This is a genomic window from Enterococcus ureilyticus (assembly GCF_001730315.1).
Lineage (GTDB): Bacteria > Bacillota > Bacilli > Lactobacillales > Enterococcaceae > Enterococcus_L > Enterococcus_L ureilyticus.
In genome coordinates, this window is the sequence record NZ_MIKC01000003.1 from 67,650 (window position 1) to 91,795 (window position 24,146).

A 24,146-nucleotide genomic window follows, 5' to 3' on the forward strand; every position below is an offset into this window, starting at 1 on the left:
AACCAGTAAGAAGGTAGCTTGGGAGTCAATGATTTGAATGGAGTAGAATGATTCGAGTAGTGATCGTTACCTCACGAATGAAGCGGTGTCTGGATCGTCAGACACAATTTAGGTGGTACCGCGTACAGAAGTTTACGCCCTAAAATACGAAAGTATTTTAGGGCTTTTTACATGTTCGACATCAGATTGTGAAGCAATCTGATGTTGAACAGTACAAGGCGACTAATAAGAAACGTTGTCACCTTAGTTTGTCGTTTCACCATTCATTTAAATTAAAACTGAAAGAAGGAATCTACATGACAGAAGAAAAAAATCTGCCAACTAAATACCAACCCACAGCAGTAGAACAGGGCCGTTATCAAAAATGGCTAGATCAAGATCTATTCAAACCAAATGGCAACAAAGATGCAAAACCCTATTCGATCGTGATTCCGCCGCCAAATGTTACGGGAAAACTTCATTTAGGTCATGCTTGGGATACAACCTTACAAGATATGATCATCCGCCAAAAAAGAATGCAAGGCTTTGATACTTTATGGTTGCCAGGAATGGATCACGCAGGTATCGCAACCCAAGCAAAAGTTGAAGAAAAATTAGCTGAACAAGATATTTCTCGTTACGATTTAGGCCGTGAAAAATTTGTTGAGCAAGTTTGGGATTGGAAAGAAGAATATGCTTCTCATATCCGTGAACAATGGGCAAAAATGGGCTTATCACTAGATTATAGCCGTGAACGTTTTACTTTAGATGACGGATTATCTCAAGCTGTTCGTAAAGTCTTCGTTTCTTTATACGAAAAAGACCTGATTTATCGTGGGGAATACATCATCAACTGGGACCCAAAAGCCAAAACAGCCTTATCTGATATCGAAGTTATCCACAAAGATATCGAAGGGGCCTTTTATCATATGAGTTATCCACTGACTGACGGAACAGGCGTTGTGGAAATCGCAACAACACGTCCTGAAACAATGTTAGGCGATACAGCGATTGCTGTTCATCCAGATGATGAGCGTTATCAAGCCTTGATCGGAAAAACAGTCACATTGCCATTAGTAGACAAAGAAATCCCGATTATTGCGGATGAGTATGTAGATATGGAATTTGGAACAGGTGTCGTAAAAATCACGCCAGCCCATGATCCAAATGACTTTGAAGTGGGTAATCGTCATGATTTACCTCGTGTAAATGTGATGAATGAAGATGGTTCTATGAATGATTTAGCAGGTAAATATGCAGGAATGGATCGTTTCGCTGCACGTAAATTGATCGTGTCTGATCTAAAGGAAATGGGTCGCCTCATTAAAATCGAAACAATGAATCACAGTGTTGGTCATTCAGAACGTACCGGCGTTGTCGTTGAACCTCGTTTATCCACACAATGGTTTGTTAAAATGGCACCACTTGCTGAAAAAGCAATCAAAAACCAAGATACAGAGGATGCAGTAGAATTTTATCCACCACGCTTTAATCAAACATTCTTGCGTTGGATGGAAAATGTCCACGACTGGGTGATCTCACGTCAATTATGGTGGGGTCATCAAATTCCTGCCTGGTATCATAAAGAAACAGGTGAAATGTACGTTGGCATGGAAGCGCCAGCCGATCCGGAAAATTGGACTCAAGATTCAGATGTATTAGATACATGGTTTAGTTCAGCTTTATGGCCATTTTCAACAATGGGTTGGCCTGATGAAGCAGCAGCTGATTATCAGCGTTATTTCCCAACTAGCACATTAGTAACAGGCTACGATATCATTTTCTTCTGGGTTAGCCGCATGATGTTCCAAAGTTTAGAATTTACAGGACAAGCGCCATTTAAAAATGTCTTGATGCATGGCTTGATCCGAGCAGAAGATGGACGCAAAATGAGTAAATCGCTAGGAAACGGAATCGATCCGATGGAAGTCATCGATAAATACGGGGCAGATGCGTTGCGCTGGTTTATGTCCAATGGTTCAACACCTGGTCAAGATATGCGTTTCAGTTATGAAAAAATGGATGCCTCATGGAACTTTATCAATAAAATCTGGAATGCCAGCCGTTTTGTGATCATGAATGTTGAAGGAATGTCTTATGATGAGATCGACTTCAGTGGTGAAAAAACCGTAGCAGATCGCTGGATTTTAACACGTCTAAATGAAACGGTTGCTCGTGTAACGGACTTGTTCGATCGTTTTGAATTTGGTGAAGCGGGTCGTCAGTTATATAACTTTATCTGGGATGATTTCTGTGACTGGTATATTGAAATGAGTAAAGAAATTCTGTACGGTGAAAATGAAGGGGCAAAACAAACAACACGTAGCATTTTAGTCTATACATTAGACCAAATTTTACGTTTACTACACCCAATCATGCCATTTGTGACGGAAGAAATTTGGGAAAACATTCCACATCAAGGTGTATCGCTAGTTGTTGCTGAGTATCCTGTCGTGCACGAAGAATTTTCAGATGAAACAGCCGCTCGTGGAATGGAAGTCTTAAAAGAAGTGATTCGCGCAGTACGTAATATTCGTGCGGAAGTGAATACCCCACTTTCTAAACCAATCACATTATTGATCAAAACAAGTGATGAGGCAGTGGATAAATTCTTGATCGACAATACCAATTATATCGAGCGTTTCTGTAATCCAGAAGAGTTGACGATTGCAAGTGATATCATTGCACCAGAACTAGCAATGTCAGCGGTTCTAACTGGAGCAGAGTTATATTTACCATTAGCAGGTTTGATCAACGTAGAAGAAGAAATTGCCCGTTTAGAGAAAGAATTAGACAAATGGACGCAAGAAGTCAAACGCGTACAAGGGAAATTAGCTAATGAACGCTTTGTTTCTAACGCACCAGATGATGTTGTAGAAGCTGAGAAAGCAAAAGAAAAAGATTATCTAGAAAAACAAGTGGTTGTGAAGGAACGAATTGCGCAACTGCGTACAGTGAATTAATTATAAAGAAGTGGATCGTTAGTCAGAAAAAAATCTGATTAACGATCCACTTTTCTTTACACTCAATTACTAGCTCGTCACCTTAACAGTAAATCGTTGAATCTCAATACCAGCATCATTCAATACAGCTAGCTCAACTTTGTCTGTAGGTGAGGTAATAGCAACACCTAATAAGCTAAATGTGCCATCTTCGGCTATTTTCACTGTTTGTTGTCGTCTTCTATTTACATAGAGACGAACAGTTGTAGCGGACTTGCCTGTTACTTTACCCGTTACAAAAGTATCATCTATTTTGTATGGGCTTAGTGTCATCTCTACCGTAGGTTCTTGAATCCCTACGTCATTTCGAGTGATTTCATCTTCATAACGATAACCAACGATTTCTACTTCGTCATCTGTGTAGTCAATCAAACCTTCAACATCAAAAGTAAATTGTCTGGTTGAAGATAGTAACTTACGTTCGATTTCTTCGCCATTGATCATCAAAGCGACATGCGTATGAAAATAATCAGTTCCACCTGTGATTGTTTTATCTTCATATAAGGTGTAAGGATTCACAGTCAAAGAATAAGCTTTTTCTTCGATAGTCACAGTTGCTCGCTCTAATTCCTTATTTTTCCGGTCTAATGCGATTACTTCGACTTTATCCGTTACATTTTTGATCAGTCCATCTGTGTCTAATTCAAAACTGCCATCTCTAAAAATTGTTGAGGTAGTAATCAGTTCATCATTGATGACTAATTGGACTTTTTTTGCTGAAGAACTAGTATCTATACTCCCGATTACATAGTCGTCAATTCCTAAGTAGAAGGTATCGAGTAAGAAAGAACTCTGCTCTGTAACAGTAATAGTACTACTTGCTTTAAAACCGCCATCTTCTGTTGTTGCAGTAATCACAGCTGTTCCTTTTTTTAGCCCTTTCACTACACCATCTGATGAGACGGTGGCTATAGAGTTATCTGACGTGGTGTATGTGACGTTTTTATTCTTTGCAGTCTCAGGTGTAATCTTTGTTTGCAAGGTTATTTCTTCAGAAACACTTAATTCTATAGAAGGAGGGGTTAACTCGATCCCAGTTACTTTTAGACTGTCTCCAACTTTTTCTCGAACATATTTCCCAGGTTTTGTTCCATCATAATTTGCCATTAAGTCTGCACTACTGGAATAACTATTTTGTGTATCTGGAGAAACTAACCTCCACTTTCCAGTATAGGTAGCATCTTTTTTCTCTGGAAAGCTAGCTGTTTTTAGAATATTTCCTGTATTTGCACCTAAAATTAAGGTATTTAATGAATTTGTATAAGCAAATAGTTGCTCCATTTTTGTCACATTACGGGTATCCCATTTACTTATGTCAATTGCGGTTAGATTTCGCGTATTGTAAAACATCTTAGTCATATTTTGCACATTAGTTGTGTTCCAATTACTTACATCAACTGTTGTCAAGTTGGTTGTTTGATCAAACATTTGGTCCATGTATTTCACTTTACTTGTATCCCAAGAGTTCGTATTTAGTGTTGTTAGACTTGATGCAAAGTTAAACATATTCTGCATATAAACGATATTGCTTGTATTCCAACTGCTGACATCAAGCGTTGGCAAATTTTTTACATTATAAAACATAAAAGAGGTATCGTAGACACTACTTGTGTCCCAAGTGCTCACATCGAGAACTGCTAAATTTTTTGCCCCTCTGAACATATAAGACATATCTTTAACATTACTGGTATTCCACTTACTGACATCAAGTGTTGTTAGACCTTCTGTGTGAAGAAACATTGCTTGCATATTTGTGACACGACTCGTGTCCCACTTGCTCACATCGAGAGCGGTCAGACTATTTGTCCAGCCAAATAGGTAAGGCATAGTCGTGACATTACTGGTATCCCACTTGCTTACATCAAGAGTGGACAAACTGCTTGTACAATAAAATAGATTCGTCATGTCAGTCACATTACTGGTATTCCACGAGCTGACATCAAGAACAGTCAAACTACTAGCAAAATCAAACGTTTTGAACATTTTTGTCACATTGCTGGTATTCCACTTACTAACATCAAGAGTTGTCAAATTCTTGGCATTGGAAAACATATAAGACATATCTGTTATGTTACTTGTATCCCAATTGCCTGTTTCAAGTGCGATTAAGCTAGCTGCACCACGGAACATATCAGCCATACGTGCGACTTTACTGGTATTCCACTTACTGACATCTAATGTTGTTAAACTACTTGCCTCTCTAAACATAGCAAACATACTCGTCACGTTACTGGTATCCCAGTTACTCACGTCGAGAGTTGTCAGGTTGCCAGCAGAAGCAAACATATAAGACATATTCGTAACCTTACTGGTATCCCAGTTACTCACATTTATTGTGCTTAGTTTATTTCCAGGTCCGAAACCTGCACCAAACATATAAGACATTCCTAAAACATTACTTGTGTTTAATTGCTCTAATCCATCAATTGACTCCAATTCTCCTAACTCATAGAATAGATAATCAGAGTTTCTATTGGCCATAACAGGCTTCGTGAAAATTATATTTTTGATTTTTTTTCCTTCTAGGCGATTAAGTTTTTCTATTTTGGGTAAGATACCATTTAGCCAATCTGAACTAGGAAAATTGCCCTCTCCAAAAGTAAGCGTTTGTGTTTCCGAGTTCCAAGTCCAAGGAACCGTTCCATAAGTACCTGTAACGGCCTCTTTTTTCTCAGTGATGGTCAAAAGCATTGAAACACTTTTTTTATTAGAAGTGCTTGCTGTAATGGAGACAGTTCCTACTTTTTTACCTATAACGATTCCAGTAGAAGAAACAGTCGCAATCGTTTCATCACTCGTTGTCCATATAGCGGTTTTGATATTACTTTCTGAGGTGATTTTAGCAGTTAAGGTAAGGCTCTCATTGACTTCTAGTGTTGTTTTTTCACTTAAAATTTCTATTGTTGTCGGAACCATTTCGTTTGTGTCTTCCGTTTGTTCCGTGGCGGTTGATTCGTTAGAATTCGTTTCTTCCACAGTTTTATCTTGTGCTTCTGCTAAAACAGAGGAAGAGGAATACCCGATGCTCCCAATCAATCCAACAAGTATAAGACCTTGAATCAGATAGTTATTTTTCATATTTCCTCCTTAGGTAACTTAATCTTCTTTCTCAAATCCTAAATTTGTTAATTTTTTTGCATTTGCTTTTTCACTTGCTGAATCAAAATCCCCGTCAGGTAAAGAGATCAATGGCAACATTTTGGCATCATCTTTAGAAAGTAATTTTAAATCTACTTCAATCGTTTCTACTGCTTCTTTTTCTTTAAAGATAATTGAATAGTTCAGGCCTTTTTTATCAACATATAATTCTTTACTAGGCTTTAATAAGCTTTCTGCCTTTTTTTTCGTTTTTACCCCCATTGTTTCGTATTGAATAATGGTGGTAATCGTTTTTTTTAGTAGCGTATCATTTTTGTAACTATTTTGAATCGTTACATTTTCATCATCTTGCCTAAGTTTGTACGTGGCTGTTTGACTTTTTGCTGTACAAGCACTCATAAAGACGAGTAATAAAAAAACTATACCAATAACTCTCCAATCTTTTTTCATCTTTTCACCTCCTTAATTAAACATGCAATGTTAATCATAACATATTTAAAGTAATTTAAATTATTCTTTTTGAATTTTTTAAGGGGTGAGGGGGAATATAAGTAATACGAAAAAACAGCAAGCTAGGAGATCTGCTTGCTGTTTTTTCGTATGTGAATTTCTAATAGATCAAAAAATGGTTAAACAAGAACAAGATGGCATAGCCATAACTGGCAACAGACCAAAATTTAAAGAGTAGCAAAATCTTCATATATTCCTTGAAAGGAAGGTCTGCAAGTCCTGCAACTAAGCAAGCTAAATCGTCAGGGGCAAAAGGGACTAATAACGTGACAATCATTAATTTCTTGATTCCTTTTTCAGGACGATCCAACATTTTCTCGAATTTTAAATAGCGTTTTTTGGTCAAAATCAATCGTGCAAAGGGCTTGCCATAGTAGCGTGCCAACCAATAAACGATGATCTCACCTATAATCAAGCCAGCATAACTATAAAGTAGTCCAGGGATATTACCAAATATCAGCATACCGACAACCGTCGAAATCCCTCCAGGAAGAATCGGCACAATAACTTGGAGTATTTGTAAAAAGATAAAGATGAATACAGCATACTCACCAAACTGCTTGATAAAATCTTGTAAAGACTGAACTGAATGAAAAACACCTTTAGAATAGCCATAAATCACTAAAGTAGTAAAACAAAGGACACCTAGAATAGGCAGGACATAAATAATTCGTTTCAGAATTTTTTTCCCCATGACTGCAGTTTCCTTTCGCTGTTACGTTGCTTTTCGTAACACAAAATGTTTTAGTAGTTGATAAAATAATACGCCCAAAAGAACAGAAATGCTAATCAAAACGCCTATAAGAAAATTTTTCTGCTGATAAACCATCCTGATTTGATGCTTTCCAGAAGTTAAGTTGATGCCTATAAAATTATCTAATACAGCGATAGCTTTGACTTTTTTTCCATCCACTGTGATTTGCCAGTTTTTATCATAAGGAATAGCGAGATAAAGTAATGAATTTTCTGAAGCATCAACCGTAATTTCACCAGTCAATTTTCCAGAAACTTCCTCATTAAGTTGAATGGCTCGGGACTTTTGCTTATCAATGAAAGAATCAAACGCTTCTTGCTGTAATGTTTTTAAGTCGATTGTTTTTTCTTCAAGTTCAGCTTCAGACTCGATCTGAATTTGAACGGTGGCATCATTTTCAAAGTAGCCCAAATTAAACAATTGGTTGGTTACAATATAAACAGCCGGCTGGATTTTTTGCCCGTTTACTTTAAATGAGGTGATTTTTTTCCAATTGATTTCTGGTGCATAGAGATAAAGTTCGCCGTCGGCTGTTGTTTTAGTAGTAAGAGTATAACAATTATCTGGTTCTTCACTCCAAACAATTCTTTGTGTTTCTTCAAAGTAGTGTTGTTGTTTTTTCTGTATCTGTTGTAAAATCATTTCTTGATTTTTCAAGGGCTGATTTTTTGCTAGTTTTAGAGTAGCAAAATCTTGTGGGACTAAGTACCCCATCCCGATCGCTTCAGCATTTTCATAGATATTTGTTGACGGTTCACTTGACCTGTTTTTTTGAGGAAATTTATTTTCTGGTGTTAGTTGATAATGAACATTTAAAAGAAAATTGATCACTTTCGATTCATCTACATATGCGATTCTACGATCATTTTTTTGATAAAGACCTAAAGCATGCAATGTATCTTGTGTTTTGGCATCCAGCGTAGAAGTGTAGCTTGAAACACCAGCATATCCATATAAAATTGGATTATTATACCCATTATTTTTTTCATTATAACCGGCCTCATCTGAATCGATCGTTTGTTTTATACGGAATAAATGGTTATTTTCATTATGCAAATCTGAAATAAGTTTATCTTGAATTTGATAAGTCTCGGCAAATTTTTCTTGGTTACCAAAAGGAATATCTTTAACACTGATCCAAAAATTAAAGACTAATTCAGAACAAACGACAAAAAATAGTAGAAAATAGAGCCCATTTTTTTTAGCGCCATTTTGGTTCTGAAGGAAGAAAATTAAAGTGAAAATCAACCAAATACCTAATAGTGAGAGAATAAAATAATGATCGGATAATAGATAAATTTTTTCCTTTGAAAATTTTAGAGCAATAAACCCAATCGTCAGTAATCCAGAAAAAATAAGCGGAACAGCAATCGGTATTTTTGCCCCAAGCTCTAATTTAAGAAAGGCTTCATAAGCAAACTTGATTATCAAAAAACTAAAGATAAACGTATTTCGATAAGGAAAGCCTGCAGGACTTTGAAACATATGCCAGATAGTATTAACTAATTCCAACCAAAAACTTAAAAAGATAAATCCGATTAAAAAGCCAGCTCCGAGTTTTTCCTTTTTAGTAATACTTGATAATTGGAAGTACGCAATGAACAATAGAACCATCAGAATCCCAGAAAAAATAGTTGGCAAATGTTCCAAACGCCACTCAAAATTAACATTCCCTAAACCAAACTGAGAAAGAAAATTTAACCCGAAATTTGGTGTGGGTAAAAACGTATGCCAATCAAAGCTTGTTTTCTTTGTTGCCAACATGCCTTCAACAGCTGGAATCAGAATAAAACTAGTACTAATTCCTGTAAGAAGAGAAGTGATAAAAAATAATCGACCCTTTTTAATAAATTGCCAAAGAGACTTTTTTTTAGCGTCATCTATTTTTTGATAATACCAATACAGACTATAACAAACTGCAAAAATACAGAGCATATAGCCCATATAGTAGTTTGTCACAATCGATAGAAACAAGATCGCTGCATATAGCGCATATTTTTTATGATCCCATAAACGTTGGATACCCAGTACCAGTAAAGGCAATAAGATCAATGCGTCTAACCACATGAAATTCAAACAATAAACAGTCACAAAGCCACATAAACTATAGGAAGTCGAAAAAAGTAAAGTGGCAACTGTAGCATGTTGATACGTTTTTTGAAGGTAATAAAACATAGAGGTCCCCATAAGTGAAATCTTGAGTGTAATGATCAATAATATAGCAATCGGTAGTTGTTCATATGAAAACAACAAAACGATAAGATTAAAGGGACTTAGCAAATAATACGCACTTAAAGGCAAAATCGTTCCGCCAAGTGCGTCAGAAAATGAATACAGAGAATGCGTTTCTCCTTGGAAAAATTGTTTAAAGGCACTTAAAAAAGGCATATACTGTGAACCTAGATCACTAACTAAGAGATTGTTATTCCCAAAAGGCGCTAAGCCCAAAATCGACCAGAGTACGATCAATAATAAAAACGGCAGCAAAAAACTTCCACCAATCAATGCATATTTTTTTACTTTTGACATAATTTAAACTGCTCCTCTATTCTAATAATTTGTAACTGTTTTAGGATAAAGGTCCAATCAATCTTGCGAAATCAAACGAACTACCTGCAACAATAATATGATTCAGAACTAATGAATAATAAATCCAATATTTCTCTAAGTTTATAGTCTATCATGGATTCAAGGTGTATGTAAAAGAAACACTGCGTGCTTCATACATATAGTCTTGTTTATTTTATCACAACCATTGTCATTTAAAAGGATTGTGAGAATTTTTTACTCTTTTTTAGAGAATGACTTTTTTTAGTAGATGAATTATTTATGGAATTAAAGATTGTAATTAGTGAAAAGCACGCAAGCTTTCGCTATAATAGAGAATGAGGAGTTGATAAGATGTCATTAACGATAGAAGAAGCAATCGATTGGATTCATAGTAGATTGTTGTTTGGCTCTAGACCAGGGCTTGATCGAGTAGAAGAATTATTAAAAAGAATCGATAATCCTGAAATAAAAGTGCCAACGATCCATATTGCAGGGACAAATGGTAAAGGTTCTACGGTCACTTATTTACGTTGCATGCTAGAAGAGCTAGGCTTGAAGGTAGGTACGTTTACATCTCCTTATATCGAACAGTTCAATGAACGAATCGCGATTAATGGACGAGGGATATCAGATGATCAGATTATCTTGTATGTAGAAAAATATCAAGCATTGATCAAAGAGATGGATCAGCAACCTGAAAGTGCAGGGATAACAGAATTTGAAACATTGACAGTAATGGCTTTGGATTACTTTCTTGATGAACAAGTGGATATTGCCATCATCGAAGTTGGCCTTGGTGGGTTGTTAGATAGCACCAATGTGGTCAAACCAATGTTAACAGCGATTACGACCATCGGCAAAGACCACACCGAAATTCTAGGTGAAACAATCGAAGCAATTGCCTTTCAAAAAGCTGGGATCATTAAAGAGAAGATTCCTGTTGTTACAGGGAATATTGAAGAAACAGCATTCGTCGTGATCAGTGAAGTCGCTGCTGAAAAAAATAGTACAATCTATCGTTATGAACAAGACTACAAAGCCAACTATCTACATCCAGATAAAAATTGGGGTGAAATCTTTGATTTTTATGGAGAAGTGGGCAAATTACCCAAGGTCAAAGTCCCATTGTTAGGTCGCCATCAAGTAGAAAATGCCGCAGTTGCGATTCAACTATTTTACCTCTATTGTCAAATGCGGCAAATCAATTTTACCGATAGAGATGTGTATCACGGACTAGCTCAAGCACAGTGGCCAGCACGGATGGAGAAGATCAGTAATGAACCATTGATCATCTTGGATGGTGCTCACAATGATCATGCGATGCGCCGCCTTGCTGAGAATTTAAAAAAGGAATTTCCAAATCGAGAGATCCACATTCTATTTTCCGCTCTATCATCAAAAAATATCGATCAAATGATTGCTATTTTGCGGAAGGTACCGAATGTCCATTTATACTTGACCACCTTTGACTATCCTAGAGCGGTCGAATTAACAAAAATGGCCCATTATGAAGATGAGAAGACTGAAATTGTTTCATTATGGCAATTTGGCTTAGCAGAAATTTTAGAAAAAATGTCTTCTGAGGATTTAATGTTAGTCACAGGTTCGCTTTATTTTGTTTCACAAGTACGTGAATTATTACTAAATATCTAATGTTGCTCATTAATGATTATCAGGAGGAAAAGATGAAAAAAATTGACGGTGTGATTTTTGATATGGATGGTTTATTGTTTGACACTGAGTTGATTTACTATCAATCAACGCAAAAAATAGCAGATGCAATGAGTTTTCCTTATAGTAAAGAGTTGTATTTAGAGTTTTTAGGTGTGTCTGATGAAGAAGTCCAAGAAAACTATCATCGAATCTATAAAGATTTCGGTAAGGAAAAAGTGAATGAGTTTATAAACCGTTCCTATGACGAGACCTATCAAGTATTTAAGTCAGGCGAAGTTCCATTAAAAGAGGGTGTCTTAGCGTTACTCGATTTTCTTGATCAACAAGAGATTCCAAGAATCGTTGCTTCAAGCAATGTTCGTCCAGCAATCGAGTTATTATTAGAAGGTGCTGGAATCAAGGAACGTTTTTCTGGAATTGTTTCGGCAGAAGATGTGACCCGAGCAAAACCAGATCCTGAGATATTCCAAAAAGCATTAGCTAATCTCGGCACAAAGGCTGATAGCACCTTAATCTTTGAGGATTCGTTTCATGGCGTGACAGCAGCAGATGCAGCGGGGATTCCTGTGATTATGGTTCCAGACTTATTGGCACCAACTGATGAAATCAAAGAAAAAACACTGGAAATTCTTGATAGTTTGACTCAAGTTCCAGCTTATCTAAAAAAATAAAAAAATCACTCCTTTGCGTATCTTGTAGTAGAAGCGTATAAAGGAGTGATTTTTTGATTAAAGAAGAGAAACTATTTATTAGAGAAATGCCGGAAGATTGTCTGCCTCGTGAACGTTTGGAAGTTGTAGGAGAGAAGGCATTGTCTAATCAAGAGTTATTGGCCATTCTATTACGTACGGGCTCAAAGAATATAAATGTTATGGAAGTGGCTTCAAACTTCTTGAATTATTTCAATCATTTATATGAATTAAAAAATGCAACACTTACTGAAATGATGGAAATCAAAGGGGTTGGTAGAATTAAGGCAATTGAACTAAGAGCAGCTATTGAGTTTGGGTATCGAATTCAGCAAAGTACCCAACTGAAATTTGGCAAGGTGTCGTCTAGTTATCAAATTGCTCAAAATTTAATCTATGAATTACAAGATTTTCAGCAAGAACATTTAGTTTGTTTATATTTGAATACAAAAAATGAAGTGATCAAGCAGGAGACGGTGTTTAAAGGTTCCTTGAACCAGTCAGTAGCTCATCCGAGAGAAATTTTCCGTAGCGCAGTGAAATGTTCAGCCGCGCGTTTGATCCTCGCACATAATCATCCAAGTGGTAATCCAACACCATCTGAAAGTGATATACACTTTACTCAAAGAATGCAGGAATGTGGAAAAATGATGGGGATCGAAGTATTGGATCATATCATCATTGGAGAGCAAGTTTACATCAGCATGAGAGAAGAAAATTTTTTTGCTGTAGACTGACTAGAATTCTTGCAAAAATGAAGGTTCACATGTACAATATATCTGTAATCTTGTTTGGGACAATATAGAAGTTTTAATTTTAAAACCCTCTATCGTACACGGGCAATGTTACAATATTTAGTGCTTAAGCACGAGGAGGAACAAAGAATGGAACAAGGAACAGTAAAATGGTTTAACGCAGAAAAAGGATTTGGATTTATCTCTCGCGAAGATGGTAGCGATGTATTCGTACATTTCTCAGCTATCCAAGGAGAAGGATTCAAAACAATCGAAGAAGGTCAATCAGTAAGCTTCGACGTTGAAGATTCAGATCGTGGACCTCAAGCAGTTAACGTTGTAAAAAACTAATTCATCCATTCCAAAACACTTAGCAAATTTGCTAAGTGTTTTTTTTATTTTAAATCAAAGCGACTACTTGCAGAGCTGAGGATACAAAGTACTTGTCGAACGAAGGGAGAGAAGGTTCATTCGTTTGATGGATGAGCAACTTAGGTTTTCCTTACATTTTTGTTACTATCTTTTTTTTTTAGAAGTTGTAAACTCTTTATTAAGAGGTGATAAATATGTTAAATCTTTCTTTGGCGATCTTTTTTGTATCTTGGGCATTTCTTGGGTTAGCAAGTATTCTCTATCGTTGGCGAGCCTTTACTAATAAAAAAGCGTGGAATGGTATGGTGGTTCCACTAGGCGCATTTGGCTTTGTATTGTTAGCAGTTAGCTTAATAATGATTTATCTTAATTATCCAAAATGATGTTCCACACTAAAAAATAAGAGGAATGGCTAAGCGAAATTTAAGAAAACAAAAAAGGCATCCGTGATTTACCATTCACAGGATGCCTTTAAATCGTATTAGAACTTGAATCGCTCATTTAGGTTGATAACTCCTTAAATAGATTTTTTCAATTCTTTTACTGCTTGTGTAATCGTGATACCATAAGCAATATTTGCTTGGTTATTTGCATCGATAGCCATAAACAAATTTTTCTCTGTATCAAGTGCTACACGGTATTTTAATACTTTATTACCAAATGTCATAATAATTCTCCTTTCTTGATTCTTAATGAAAGGCGACGATATCTGATAACGAAATTCCATGATTACTATAACATGGCTTGTTTGATGTGTAAAGAGGAAAGTTTTAATTTAGCAGTATTTTTTGTTGAAAGCAGTTTTAAGTAGTATAATGAAGAGAGAAGAGAAGGAGGTTTTTATCATGGAAGAATCGTATAAGAATATTTTAGTCGCTGTAGATGGTTCGGATCAGGCAGATAAAGCATTTCAAGAATCAATAAAAATTGCGAAGCGCAACGGTGCTGCATTACACATTTTATCTGTCATTGAAGAGATGGGCAATTACTTTGGCGAACTGACAATGTCGATGGGAACACTGATGGAAGATCTTCGGACAAAAGAAGAAGAAGAGATGAAAGACCGAGAAGCAAAGGCCCTTGAAGAAGGAGTAGCTCAAGTTTTCACATATGTACTGTATGGTTATCCAAAATCGTTGATCGCTGATTTTACAGAGTCAAAAGAACCGATAGACCTAATTGTAATCGGGAGAACAGGATTGAATGGTTTTGAACGGTTGATGGTCGGTTCAACGACTTCTTATGTTGTTAATCACACAAAAGCCAATGTTTTAGTCGTGAATAATGTAGTTTAAAATTTGTAATACGCATCAAAAACTAGGATGGGACAGAAGTCTTTAACCTCGAAACATAAGAATAGACCTGTTTTTTTCTCCCACCGTTTAGTCAGATTCCTGGAGACTGAGATATGACTCGTAGAGTTATGCCACAGTCTCTTTTTTTTGCCATTGACATTAAAGTTTGGTTTCATGTTATAGTACTAGCAAAGAAATTAGAGGAGTGAAATGATGGGCAAAAATGTGAAAGAAGTAGCGAAAAAACTTAGTATCCCAAAATCAACATTAAGATATTACGACAAAGTTGACTTACTAAAACCAAGCAGAGAAGAAAATGGCTATCGAGTATACCAAGAAAGTGATCTATTAATGATCAAATACATATTAGTTATGAAATATGGTGAATTTAGTCTTGAAGAAATGCAGACAGTGTTAAATACGATGCAAATTGACCCAACGAGTGTTTGCATTGAAAAAACAGAACAATTAATAGCGGCCAAGAAGAAGCTTTTCCAAGATAAAATCGATTACTATGAACAAATGGTCGCTCTATTTGATAAAATTCCAGACATAATAAATTTCACTAACGAAGAGGAAAGCGAGATCGATTGTTGTATTGAAGAAATTTACCAAACGATTGTAGCAAATGGAGACACTCAATGAAAACATTATTATTTGCGCCTGAAACATTCAATTTAGCTGAAACGACTAGAATGATCGAAGTAGCAAAAGAGTGTCAGGAAAATGCGCATTGTATTTTTATGGGCTATAGTACAAAATTTGTACCATTTATAGAAGCTGAGGGGTTTTCTTTTCGATTATTAGCACCTCAGCTTACGGAAGAGCAGATTAAAATGATTATGAAATTTGATCAAATGAAAACAATAAAGCTCCCTTTCTCATACGGTATGTTAAAAGAAAGAATAGAAAATGAAATTCAATTGATCGAAGAACTAAAACCTGATGGGATCATAATTGGCTCTACAATGAGTTTACTGATAAGTGCTCGCGTCAAAGAGACACCATTGATTTATGTAAAACCGTATGCTTACACTCAAGCTCATGTACGAAGTCCATTATTTCTAAAACATTCAACTAAATACTGCAGGAAAGCAGTCCAATCAATCTTTTTAAACCTAAGATGGCTGCCCAAAAGTATCAAAAAACTTGTAAAAGAGTATGATGTGAAGCATAGATTCAAGTATACGTTAGCTGCATTAGATGCAGATCTAAATTGCATCACCACGCCAGTAAACCTGACTCGAAACCCTGACTTACCAAAAAATTCTATTTATGTTGGACCCATTTTCGCGAACTTAAAAAAAGAAATACCATTAGGTTTAAAAACGTTACTGGGATCATCTGAAAAACCATTAATCTTTTGCAGTATGGGCAGTTCAGCAAATCGTCAACTTATTGTTGACTTATTGCAAAGTTTTGCGGGTATTTCAGTCGAAGTGATCAGTCCGATGAAAAGTTATTTAACGGAGACACAAATAGCATTACTTCCAGTAAATGTTCATCTTTATGATTGGTTGCCAGCAAGAGAAGTACAACAAGCCGTTACAGCTTCTGTTATTCATGGTGGAGAAGGAACGGTACAAACTGCCTGCGTATCAGGAAAACCTTTTTTAGGTATTGGTTTACAAAAAGAACAGGAATATAATATTAGCTGTTGCGTTGAATATGGAAATGCTCTTTCAATGAAACAAAAGCAATTAAAAAACAACGTTTTATTTAAAGAAAAAGTCAACGAACTATTAAAAAATCAACGTTACACTGTCCAAGCAAGAAAATTGCAGCAAGAGCTTGGTGAAATTAAGGGAAATAGATTAGCTGCAGAAGAAATAGGCAAATTTTTAAATAAAGAATAGTAGTGTGACAAATACTCGATCTTATACATACTCAAGAAAATGTCTCATTGTACTAGAAGATATTACGATGAAGGAAGAGAAAAGCTTGGAAATAAAAATTTACAAATGTTTGTGTTAAAAAATATCAGTAAGTAAAAGGTTGGGACAGAAGAAGTTGCTTCTACCCCAACTGTTTATTCGGATACTAAAAGCCTGAAACATAACTTTTTGAGTTATGTTTCAGGCTTTTTTACTTTAGCTAAGTTTTAAGATGTCATGATCATTGGTAAAATCATTGGATGACGTTCAGTTTTTTCAAACAAGAACGGCTGTAATGCAGCAGTTATCGCATCACATAATTTTGCTTCTGTACAATTTTCATCACGTAGAGCTTCACGAATTGCATTGAATAATAAACGCTGTCCTTCATGAATCATTTCGCCTGATTCTCTCATATAGACAAATCCGCGAGATAAAATATCTGGACCAGCCAAAATTTCTTTATTTTTAATATCGACTGTAGCAACTGCTAAAACCAAACCTTCTTCAGATAGAATTCGGCGGTCACGCAAGACGACATTACCGATATCTCCAACACCGTTACCATCTACATAGACATCATTGGCATTGAAATGCCCAGCGATACGAGCATCATCAGCAGTTAAGGCTAACACATCACCATTTTCCATGATGAAACAATTGTTTGCTGGAACACCGACATCTTGTGCTAAGGATGCATGGATTTTCAACATTCTAAACTCACCGTGAACTGGTACAAAATATTTAGGTTTCATTAAACTCAACATTAATTTTTGTTCTTCTTGACCACCATGGCCAGAAGTATGGATATTATTGATCTTTCCATGAATAACTTCAGCACCCGCTTCTGAAAGCAAGTTGATCAGACGGTTAACGCTTGTTGTATTTCCAGGGATCGGTGAACTTGAAAAGATGACTGTATCTCCCGGTTGGACTGAAATTTGGCGGTGAGTTCCGTTAGCAATTCGGCTTAAAGCGGCCATCGGTTCACCTTGAGAGCCAGTACATAAAATCATTGTTTCGCCAGCAGGTAATTGGTTCAGCTCACTAGCATCAACAAACGTTCCTTTAGGTACATTAATATAGCCAAGCTGCTCGCCGTTAACGATTGCATTTTCCATGCTACGGCCAAATACTGCAATTTTTCGTCCCGTTGCCACAGCTGCATCCGCTGCTTGTTGTAGACGGAAAATATTGGAAGCAAAACTTGCAAAGATGATTCTACCTTCGATTTTTTCAAAAATCTTTAAAATAGAAGAACCAATCGTTTTTTCTGACTTGGTAAAAGTTGGAATTTCAGCATTTGTACTATCTGAAAGAAGACACAAAACACCTTCTTCACCTAATTTTGCCATTCGATGCAAGTTAGCTGGCTCACCAACTGGTGTAAAGTCAAACTTAAAATCGCCCGTTGCAACGATATTACCAGAAGGTGTCTTCACAACCACACCTAAAGCGTCAGGGATACTATGAGTCGTTCTAAAAAAGCTGATTGCTGTTTTGCGGAAACGAATCACAGTATCTTCATTGATTTCATGCATCTCAGCATCTCGCAATAAACCATGTTCATCCAATTTGTTTGTAATCAGAGCTAAAGCTAAAGGTCCAGCGTAGATCGGTATATTGGCTTGGCGCAATAAATAAGGAACGCCTCCGATATGATCTTCGTGTCCATGGGTGATAACCAAGGCTTTTACTTTGTGTAGGTTTTGAACGATGTAGCTATAATCAGGAATAACATAGTCGATCCCAAGCAAATCATCTTCTGGGAATTTGATCCCAGCATCAATAATGATAATCTCATCTTGAAATTGAACCCCATAAGTATTTTTCCCAATCTCGCCCAAACCGCCTATTGCAAAAACGCCGGTTTCATTGTTTTTTATATTTACTTTCATGTTAAAACTCCGTTAAAGAAAATTCCGCATGTTCTTTTTCATAAGCCAAGTGATTTTCATCAAGAGCTTGGATGTATTCAATATTGTATGGGGTATTTTCTTCTACTTGTTGACGAACGATAACATCGCTTTCTGACTCAACGTAAATCGATTTTGTATCTTCTCTTTTTGGGTTTCTTGTTTTTGTTTCTTGATAATAAACTTTATAAATCATATTTTTTTCTCCTTTATCTGCCAAAGCAGTTGATATTTATTTTTATATTTTCTTACTGTAATTTTGAACACAACAAAACGAGGTGGTTATCCACCTTTAAAACAATTGTCATCAGAAACAGGAGTTAATGATGAAATGAAGCCTCGACTTTGCTCCACATTACTTGTTTTATGGAAACTTGTTTTCTTTCAACCGTCCCTTGTGTTGTGTTGTACAACAATTAAAGGTATTTTATCACAAAACAATGAATAAGTATAGAATCAGACTTGTCGCTTTAACGAAAACCTTATTATTTATTAGCTTCTTTTAAAGGTGTGATTTTCTTTTTATTAAAATACAAATTTAAACCAATCAGATGAGCTAAAAAAACGATAGCTAAAGTCGTTGTCATGAATAGATTACGAACGAGCAAACAAGGAATCGCAAAGATCACAAACAAAGTTGAAAATAATTTCACTCGGCCAAAGGGTGTGATTTTCTTTTCTATGATTGATTCTTGAATGTATTTTTTATAATAAGTTGATTCAATAAATTTACTATACAAAAAGTCAGAGCTGCGCATCCAAAAGAATGCAGTCAAAATATAAAAAATCGTTGTGGGTAAAATCGGTAGGAAAATGCCTAATGTTCCCAGTCCGAAGGTCAGACAACCTAAAGCCATATAAAGTATTTTCTTCATTAAATTGAACCATCACTTTCATTCTATAATTGGTGGAAAAAATAAAGTAATTACTATTATAACATAGTAAAAATTGTCCAGTTTATTCTTCTGAAGAAAAGTCTCTGATTTTTATTTAAATATAATTTACCTGACTATTAGTTTTATGCTATAGTGGAAGTACTGGATTAAAAATTGGGATAGGAGATGATTGATTGAAATTGATGTGGCGTTACACGATGAGATATAAAAAATTATTATTTTTAGATTTCATTTGTGTGTTTGGATTTATATTGATAGAACTTGGTTTACCAACGATTTTAGCACGAATGATCGATGTTGGGATCAAAAACAATGATTACAATTATGTAAAGCAGCAAGGTTTGTTGATGATAGGAATCACTGTTGTCGGTGTAGCAATGAATATTATGTTGGGCTATTTTGGCGCACGCATGACAACAAATATTGTTCGTGATATTCGTGATGATTTATTTGAAAAAGTACAGACTTTTTCCCATCGTGAATATGAAACGATCGGTGTATCATCATTGATCACCAGAACAACCAATGATGCATATCAAATCATGTTGTTTATGGGGAATATTTTGCGAATCGGTTTCATGACACCAATGATGTTTTTTGTCAGCTTATACATGGTCATGCGGACGAGTCCGTCCTTAGGTTGGTTTGTTTTAGGGGCCTTGCCATTTCTTTTGGCAGCAGTGGTATTAATTGCTAAGATATCAGAACCTCTATCAAACAAGCAGCAAAAAAACTTAGATGGGATCAACGGAATTTTAAGAGAGAATCTTTCTGGATTAAGAGTAATCCGTGCGTTTGTTAATGAGAAATTTGAAGAAAGTCGCTTTAGTAAAGTCAATGAAGAGTATACTAAAAGCTCTAAGAGCCTTTTTCGCTTGATGGCAGCGGCTCAACCAGGCTTCTTCTTCCTCTTTAATATCGTGATGGTATTGATTATCTGGAATGGGGCACTCCAAATCGATCAAGGCAGTTTATTAGTGGGTGACTTGATAGCATTTATTGAATACATTTTCCATGCACTATTTTCATTTATGTTATTTGCTAGTGTTTTCATGATGTATCCTCGTGCAGCCGTTTCTGCTCGCCGAATTCAAGAAGCCTTTGATATGGAGCCTGTGATTCGTGAAAATGAAGCAGGTATAACTGAAACAGAAACAAAAGGCTATTTAGAATTTAAAAATGTAACATTTGCTTATCCAGGGCATTCAGAAAGCCCAGTAATTCGAAATGTCAGCTTTACAGCATCTCCTGGTGAAACAGTAGCTTTTATTGGTAGTACAGGGAGCGGAAAATCAACATTGATCCAACTGATCCCTCGCTTCTATGATGTTTCAGAAGGCCAAGTTTTGTTGGACGGGGTAGATGTTCGTGACTATAAACTAAGTACTTTACGTGAAAAAATCGGTTATATTCCGCAAAAAGCGTTGCTATTTACTGGAACGATTGCAGAAAATATGCGTTATGGTAAAGAAGATGCTACGATTGAAGAGATGGAACAAGCAGCGGATATTGCTCAGGCAACGGAATTTATTTCACAAAAGCCTGAAGGATATGACGAGCTTCTTTCAGAAGGCGGAGCAAACTTTTCTGGTGGACAAAAACAACGGTTGGCGATTGCTAGAGCTGTCATCCGTCGCCCGGAAGTTTATATTTTTGATGATAGCTTTTCAGCACTAGATTACCAAACTGATGCGAATTTACGAGCTCGTTTGAAAAAGGAAACAACAGAATCAACTGTTTTGATCGTTGCTCAACGTGTTGGAACAATTATGCATGCGGATAAAATCATAGTCTTGAACGAAGGCGATGTTGTTGGTATCGGTACCCACCGCGAATTACTTGAGAATTGTCCTATCTATTATGATATTGCCGCTTCTCAATTGTCAGAGGAGGAATTAGCATGAAAAACGCACTTTCTTCCATTAGACGTTTAGGTAAGTATATCGATCCATATAAAGGAACGTTTATATTAGTGATTATCTTTACTGTTTTAACAGTTGCTTTTAATGCGGCTCTACCTTATGTTTCTGGACTTCCAATCACCGAGATTAGTAAGAATGTGGCTGAAGGGACAGGACTAAATTATGCGTATATCATCCAGTGTTTGATTTGGATTTTAATTGTAGGGATCGGTTATTGTGTGGCACAATTTTTATCTGGTTATCTTATGGCCGCAGTCGTGCAGCATTCCATGCGTGATTTACGACGAGATATCGATGAAAAAATCAATCGTTTGCCGGTTTCTTATTTTGATAAAAATCAACAAGGAAATATTTTGTCTCGGGTGACTAATGACGTTGATGCAGTAAGTAATGCTATGCAGCAAAGTTTTATTAATATTGTTTCAGCTGTTTTAGGGATCGTAATGGCGATTGCAATGATGTTTTATATCAACTGGCTGATGGCATTGATTTCGATCGTGATGATTCCATTGTCGTTGTTTATTTCAAAAACGATTGTTGGGTTTTCACAGAAATATTTCCAAGGCATGCAAAATGCACTTGGGAATCTAAATGGATATGTGCAAGAGAATATGACAGGGTTTAGTGTCTTAAAGCTTTATGGACGTGAGAAAGAAACGTTAGATGGTTTTAAAAAGGTCAATCATAACTTAAATAGCTTTGGCTTTAAAGCAACTTTTATTTCTGGATTGATGTTGCCTCTTGTACAAATGACCGCTTATGGTACCTATATTGGTATGGCTGTCTTGGGGAGTTATTATGTGATCACAGGAGTTATTGTCGTTGGACAGCTACAAGCATTTATTCAATATATTTGGCAGATCAGTCAACCGATGGGGAATATTACGCAGCTGTCCGCTGCACTTCAAAGTGCTTCTGCTGCGACGACACGTGTCTTTGAAATCTTAGATGAACCAGAAGAAGAGTTAAATGAGCACGATATTCCTTTACCAGAAAAAGTTCATGGTTCAGTTCAGTTTGATAATGTTAGCTTTAGTTATGATCCTAAAAAACCGTTGATCAGAAACTTAAATTTTGAAGTCAAAGCTGGTCAAACTGTGGCAATTGTTGGACCAACTGGCGCAGGGAAAACAACATTGATCAATCTATTGATGCGGTTTTACGATGTCAGTGATGGAGCAATCAAAATTGACGGAATCGATACGAAGAAAATGGATCGTAGTGACGTTCGCTCAGTCTTTGGCATGGTTTTACAAGATGCTTGGTTATATGAAGGGACGATCGCTGATAATATTCGTTTTGGTAAATTAGATGCGACTGATTATGAAGTGGTGGATGCAGCCAAAACGGCGAATGTGGACCATTTTATCCGTACAATGCCAGATGGCTACGAGATGGAAATCAATTCTGAAGGAGATAACGTTTCTTTAGGACAAAAACAATTGTTGACCATTGCAAGAGCCGTGATTTCTGATCCAAGAATCTTGATTTTAGATGAGGCAACAAGTTCTGTTGACACGCGTTTAGAAGCGCTGATTCAAAAAGCCATGGAACGTGTGATGGAAGGTCGTACAAGTTTTGTGATTGCTCATCGCTTGTCAACGATTCGTGAAGCTGATTTGATTCTTGTAATGAATCAAGGAGCGATCATCGAAAAAGGAACGCATAATGAGCTATTAGAGCAAGGCGGCTTTTATGAAAAATTATACAATAGTCAATTTGCTGAAGACGGCGATTATGATTAAAGATGAGCAAGGAAGACACCTAGTTTGGGTGTCTTTTTTTCATTAAATGACTATTCAAAAAAGCGAACTGATCTAATAAACGTTAGAAATCTGTTATACTTATAGTCAATAAGAAGAGGTGAAATGTATGACAAATGATTATTTTATTGCGCCAAGCGCCGACGTTTATGGCGACGTGAGGCTAGCAAAAGATACTAGTATTTGGTTTCAATCGGTGCTAAGAGGTGACAATAATTCAATTACGATTAATGCAGGAAGTAATGTTCAAGATAGCACTGTCATCCATGTTGATAAGGATGCCCCAGTCGTTATTGGAGAGAATGTCACAATTGGTCATCATTGTATGCTCCATGGGTGCAAAATAGAAGATGGCGCATTAATTGGCATGAGCTCAACTATTTTAAATCGCGCAACTATCGGGAAAAATAGTTTAATCGGAGCAGGATCTTTAGTCACAGAAGGTACTGAAATTCCAGCGAATGTTTTAGCGTTTGGCCGACCTGCCAAAGTCATTCGCCCTTTAACAAGAGAAGAGCTTCGGAAAAATAAAGAAAATGCGCAACATTATGTTGAACGATCAAAAGAATTTGCAGCAGATCAGTATCCAAGGCTAACTTAATAGTAAAACACCTAATAATGGATTAGTTATCAAGTCGATCAACGGCGGATTCACATTTAGTGTGTTGAACAATTGCTCAGCACGTATCTTTCGAAAAAAATATAGTTAGGTGTTAGGCTTAGTATTATAATAAAAGAAAGAAGTGAAGAGTAGATGTTTTTAAACGTCAGTGAGGAAGCACAGGTAAAATTGATGCCTTATCTTGAAGATAAGGCAATCATTGTATTGGATTTAGATGATGGTGTTGGCAAATATTCTAAAATGGGTGTTTGTTCACTCGATACTAGTTTTCGTCTATTGCTACTGGATCAACTACAAGATAAATCAGATTTTGGTTTGACTTTAGATTCAGATATTGGTGCAATCTATATCAAGGATTACTCTAAACGCTATCTAGATGAAAAAATGACGCTGGAAATCGATCCACGTTTGCAAGTCTTTAAGCTAAAAAGTCCAAGTGGAGTCCTAGACGGTAATGTTCCAATTGTAGATTTGCGACCAGAAAAAAGTAAATAA

At 36.3% G+C, this 24,146-nt stretch carries 21 protein-coding genes and 1 other annotated feature (1 of these 22 only partly in view); of the genes, 13 read left to right on the plus strand and 8 right to left on the minus strand.

Going from position 1 to position 24,146, the window contains the following annotated elements; translation table 11 throughout:
- Window positions 1-145 (plus strand) — a binding site (T-box leader); it begins 75 nt to the left of the window's first position.
- Between the two features lie 151 nt (window positions 146-296).
- Window positions 297-2,942 (plus strand): valine--tRNA ligase, encoded by a 2,646-nt coding sequence (locus BCR24_RS02770; RefSeq protein ID WP_069639042.1) that lies wholly within the window; start codon window positions 297-299, stop codon window positions 2,940-2,942.
- Window positions 2,943-3,011: 69 nt separating this feature from the next.
- On the opposite strand, the gene BCR24_RS02775 is transcribed toward BCR24_RS02770, so the two are convergent.
- The 4 genes from BCR24_RS02775 to BCR24_RS02790 form a co-directional block, all read right to left on the minus strand.
- The gene (locus BCR24_RS02775) at window positions 3,012-6,059 is read right to left on the minus strand and encodes a BspA family leucine-rich repeat surface protein (RefSeq protein ID WP_069639043.1); all 3,048 of its coding nucleotides are present in this window, start codon (window positions 6,057-6,059) and stop codon (window positions 3,012-3,014) included.
- 18 nt (window positions 6,060-6,077) lie between these two features.
- Window positions 6,078-6,530, minus strand: coding sequence for a DUF1307 domain-containing protein (locus tag BCR24_RS02780; RefSeq protein ID WP_069639044.1), 453 nt, complete (start codon window positions 6,528-6,530; stop codon window positions 6,078-6,080).
- A 160-nt stretch (window positions 6,531-6,690) separates the two neighbouring features.
- Window positions 6,691-7,284, minus strand: coding sequence for a TVP38/TMEM64 family protein (locus BCR24_RS02785; protein ID WP_069639045.1), 594 nt, complete (start codon window positions 7,282-7,284; stop codon window positions 6,691-6,693).
- A gap of 21 nt (window positions 7,285-7,305) precedes the next feature.
- Window positions 7,306-9,873 carry a YfhO family protein gene (locus BCR24_RS02790; protein ID WP_069639046.1) on the minus strand — a complete coding sequence of 856 codons (2,568 nt, stop codon included), beginning with the start codon at window positions 9,871-9,873 and terminating at the stop codon, window positions 7,306-7,308.
- A gap of 372 nt (window positions 9,874-10,245) precedes the next feature.
- On the opposite strand from BCR24_RS02790, the gene BCR24_RS02795 reads away from it, so the two are divergent.
- The 5 genes from BCR24_RS02795 to BCR24_RS02815 all read left to right on the plus strand — a co-directional run bounded on the left by BCR24_RS02795 (window position 10,246) and on the right by BCR24_RS02815 (window position 13,746).
- Entirely contained in the window at window positions 10,246-11,547 is a 1,302-nt protein-coding gene (locus BCR24_RS02795; protein ID WP_069639047.1) for a bifunctional folylpolyglutamate synthase/dihydrofolate synthase, read from the plus strand.
- Between the two features lie 32 nt (window positions 11,548-11,579).
- Window positions 11,580-12,239, plus strand: coding sequence for an HAD family hydrolase (locus BCR24_RS02800; RefSeq protein WP_069639048.1), 660 nt, complete (start codon window positions 11,580-11,582; stop codon window positions 12,237-12,239).
- Between the two features lie 86 nt (window positions 12,240-12,325).
- Window positions 12,326-12,994, plus strand: coding sequence for a RadC family protein (gene radC / locus BCR24_RS02805; protein ID WP_069639110.1), 669 nt, complete (start codon window positions 12,326-12,328; stop codon window positions 12,992-12,994).
- 147 nt (window positions 12,995-13,141) lie between these two features.
- Window positions 13,142-13,342, plus strand: coding sequence for a cold-shock protein (locus BCR24_RS02810; RefSeq protein ID WP_010760372.1), 201 nt, complete (start codon window positions 13,142-13,144; stop codon window positions 13,340-13,342).
- Between the two features lie 215 nt (window positions 13,343-13,557).
- Entirely contained in the window at window positions 13,558-13,746 is a 189-nt protein-coding gene (locus tag BCR24_RS02815) for a hypothetical protein (protein WP_069639049.1), read from the plus strand.
- Between the two features lie 134 nt (window positions 13,747-13,880).
- Here the strand turns inward: BCR24_RS02815 and BCR24_RS16810 are convergent, their stop codons facing one another.
- A complete protein-coding gene (locus tag BCR24_RS16810; protein WP_167351501.1) occupies window positions 13,881-14,030 on the minus strand; it encodes a hypothetical protein in 150 nt (49 codons plus the stop codon).
- 178 nt (window positions 14,031-14,208) lie between these two features.
- Here BCR24_RS16810 and BCR24_RS02820 point away from each other — a divergent pair, with 178 nt between their 5' ends.
- From BCR24_RS02820 to BCR24_RS02830, 3 genes are all read left to right on the plus strand, one after another.
- Complete coding sequence (locus tag BCR24_RS02820) at window positions 14,209-14,658, plus strand: universal stress protein (RefSeq protein ID WP_069639050.1); 450 nt, start codon at window positions 14,209-14,211, stop codon at window positions 14,656-14,658.
- Window positions 14,659-14,868: 210 nt separating this feature from the next.
- Complete coding sequence (locus BCR24_RS02825) at window positions 14,869-15,303, plus strand: MerR family transcriptional regulator (RefSeq protein ID WP_083244290.1); 435 nt, start codon at window positions 14,869-14,871, stop codon at window positions 15,301-15,303.
- On the plus strand, window positions 15,300-16,514 hold the full coding sequence (locus tag BCR24_RS02830; RefSeq protein WP_069639052.1) for a nucleotide disphospho-sugar-binding domain-containing protein: 1,215 nt from the start codon (window positions 15,300-15,302) through the stop codon (window positions 16,512-16,514). Before BCR24_RS02825 ends, BCR24_RS02830 begins: the two co-directional genes overlap by 4 nt.
- Before the next feature lie 245 nt (window positions 16,515-16,759).
- Here the strand turns inward: BCR24_RS02830 and rnjA are convergent, their stop codons facing one another.
- The 3 genes from rnjA to BCR24_RS02845 form a co-directional block, all read right to left on the minus strand.
- Complete coding sequence (gene rnjA / locus BCR24_RS02835; RefSeq protein WP_069639053.1) at window positions 16,760-18,430, minus strand: ribonuclease J1; 1,671 nt, start codon at window positions 18,428-18,430, stop codon at window positions 16,760-16,762.
- Window position 18,431: 1 nt separating this feature from the next.
- Window positions 18,432-18,644, minus strand: a complete 213-nt coding sequence (locus tag BCR24_RS02840) for a DNA-directed RNA polymerase subunit epsilon (protein WP_069639054.1) — start codon at window positions 18,642-18,644, stop codon at window positions 18,432-18,434.
- 289 nt (window positions 18,645-18,933) lie between these two features.
- Complete coding sequence (locus BCR24_RS02845; RefSeq protein WP_069639055.1) at window positions 18,934-19,323, minus strand: YbaN family protein; 390 nt, start codon at window positions 19,321-19,323, stop codon at window positions 18,934-18,936.
- A gap of 194 nt (window positions 19,324-19,517) precedes the next feature.
- Between BCR24_RS02845 and BCR24_RS02850 the strand changes: the two genes are divergently transcribed.
- From BCR24_RS02850 to BCR24_RS02865, 4 genes are all read left to right on the plus strand, one after another.
- The gene (locus BCR24_RS02850; RefSeq protein ID WP_069639056.1) at window positions 19,518-21,248 is read left to right on the plus strand and encodes an ABC transporter ATP-binding protein; all 1,731 of its coding nucleotides are present in this window, start codon (window positions 19,518-19,520) and stop codon (window positions 21,246-21,248) included.
- Window positions 21,245-23,011 carry a multidrug efflux ABC transporter subunit EfrB gene (efrB, locus tag BCR24_RS02855; protein ID WP_069639057.1) on the plus strand — a complete coding sequence of 589 codons (1,767 nt, stop codon included), beginning with the start codon at window positions 21,245-21,247 and terminating at the stop codon, window positions 23,009-23,011. Before BCR24_RS02850 ends, efrB begins: the two co-directional genes overlap by 4 nt.
- 127 nt (window positions 23,012-23,138) lie before the next feature.
- Complete coding sequence (locus tag BCR24_RS02860; RefSeq protein ID WP_069639058.1) at window positions 23,139-23,630, plus strand: gamma carbonic anhydrase family protein; 492 nt, start codon at window positions 23,139-23,141, stop codon at window positions 23,628-23,630.
- Window positions 23,631-23,783: 153 nt separating this feature from the next.
- Window positions 23,784-24,146 carry an iron-sulfur cluster biosynthesis family protein gene (locus BCR24_RS02865; protein ID WP_069639059.1) on the plus strand — a complete coding sequence of 121 codons (363 nt, stop codon included), beginning with the start codon at window positions 23,784-23,786 and terminating at the stop codon, window positions 24,144-24,146.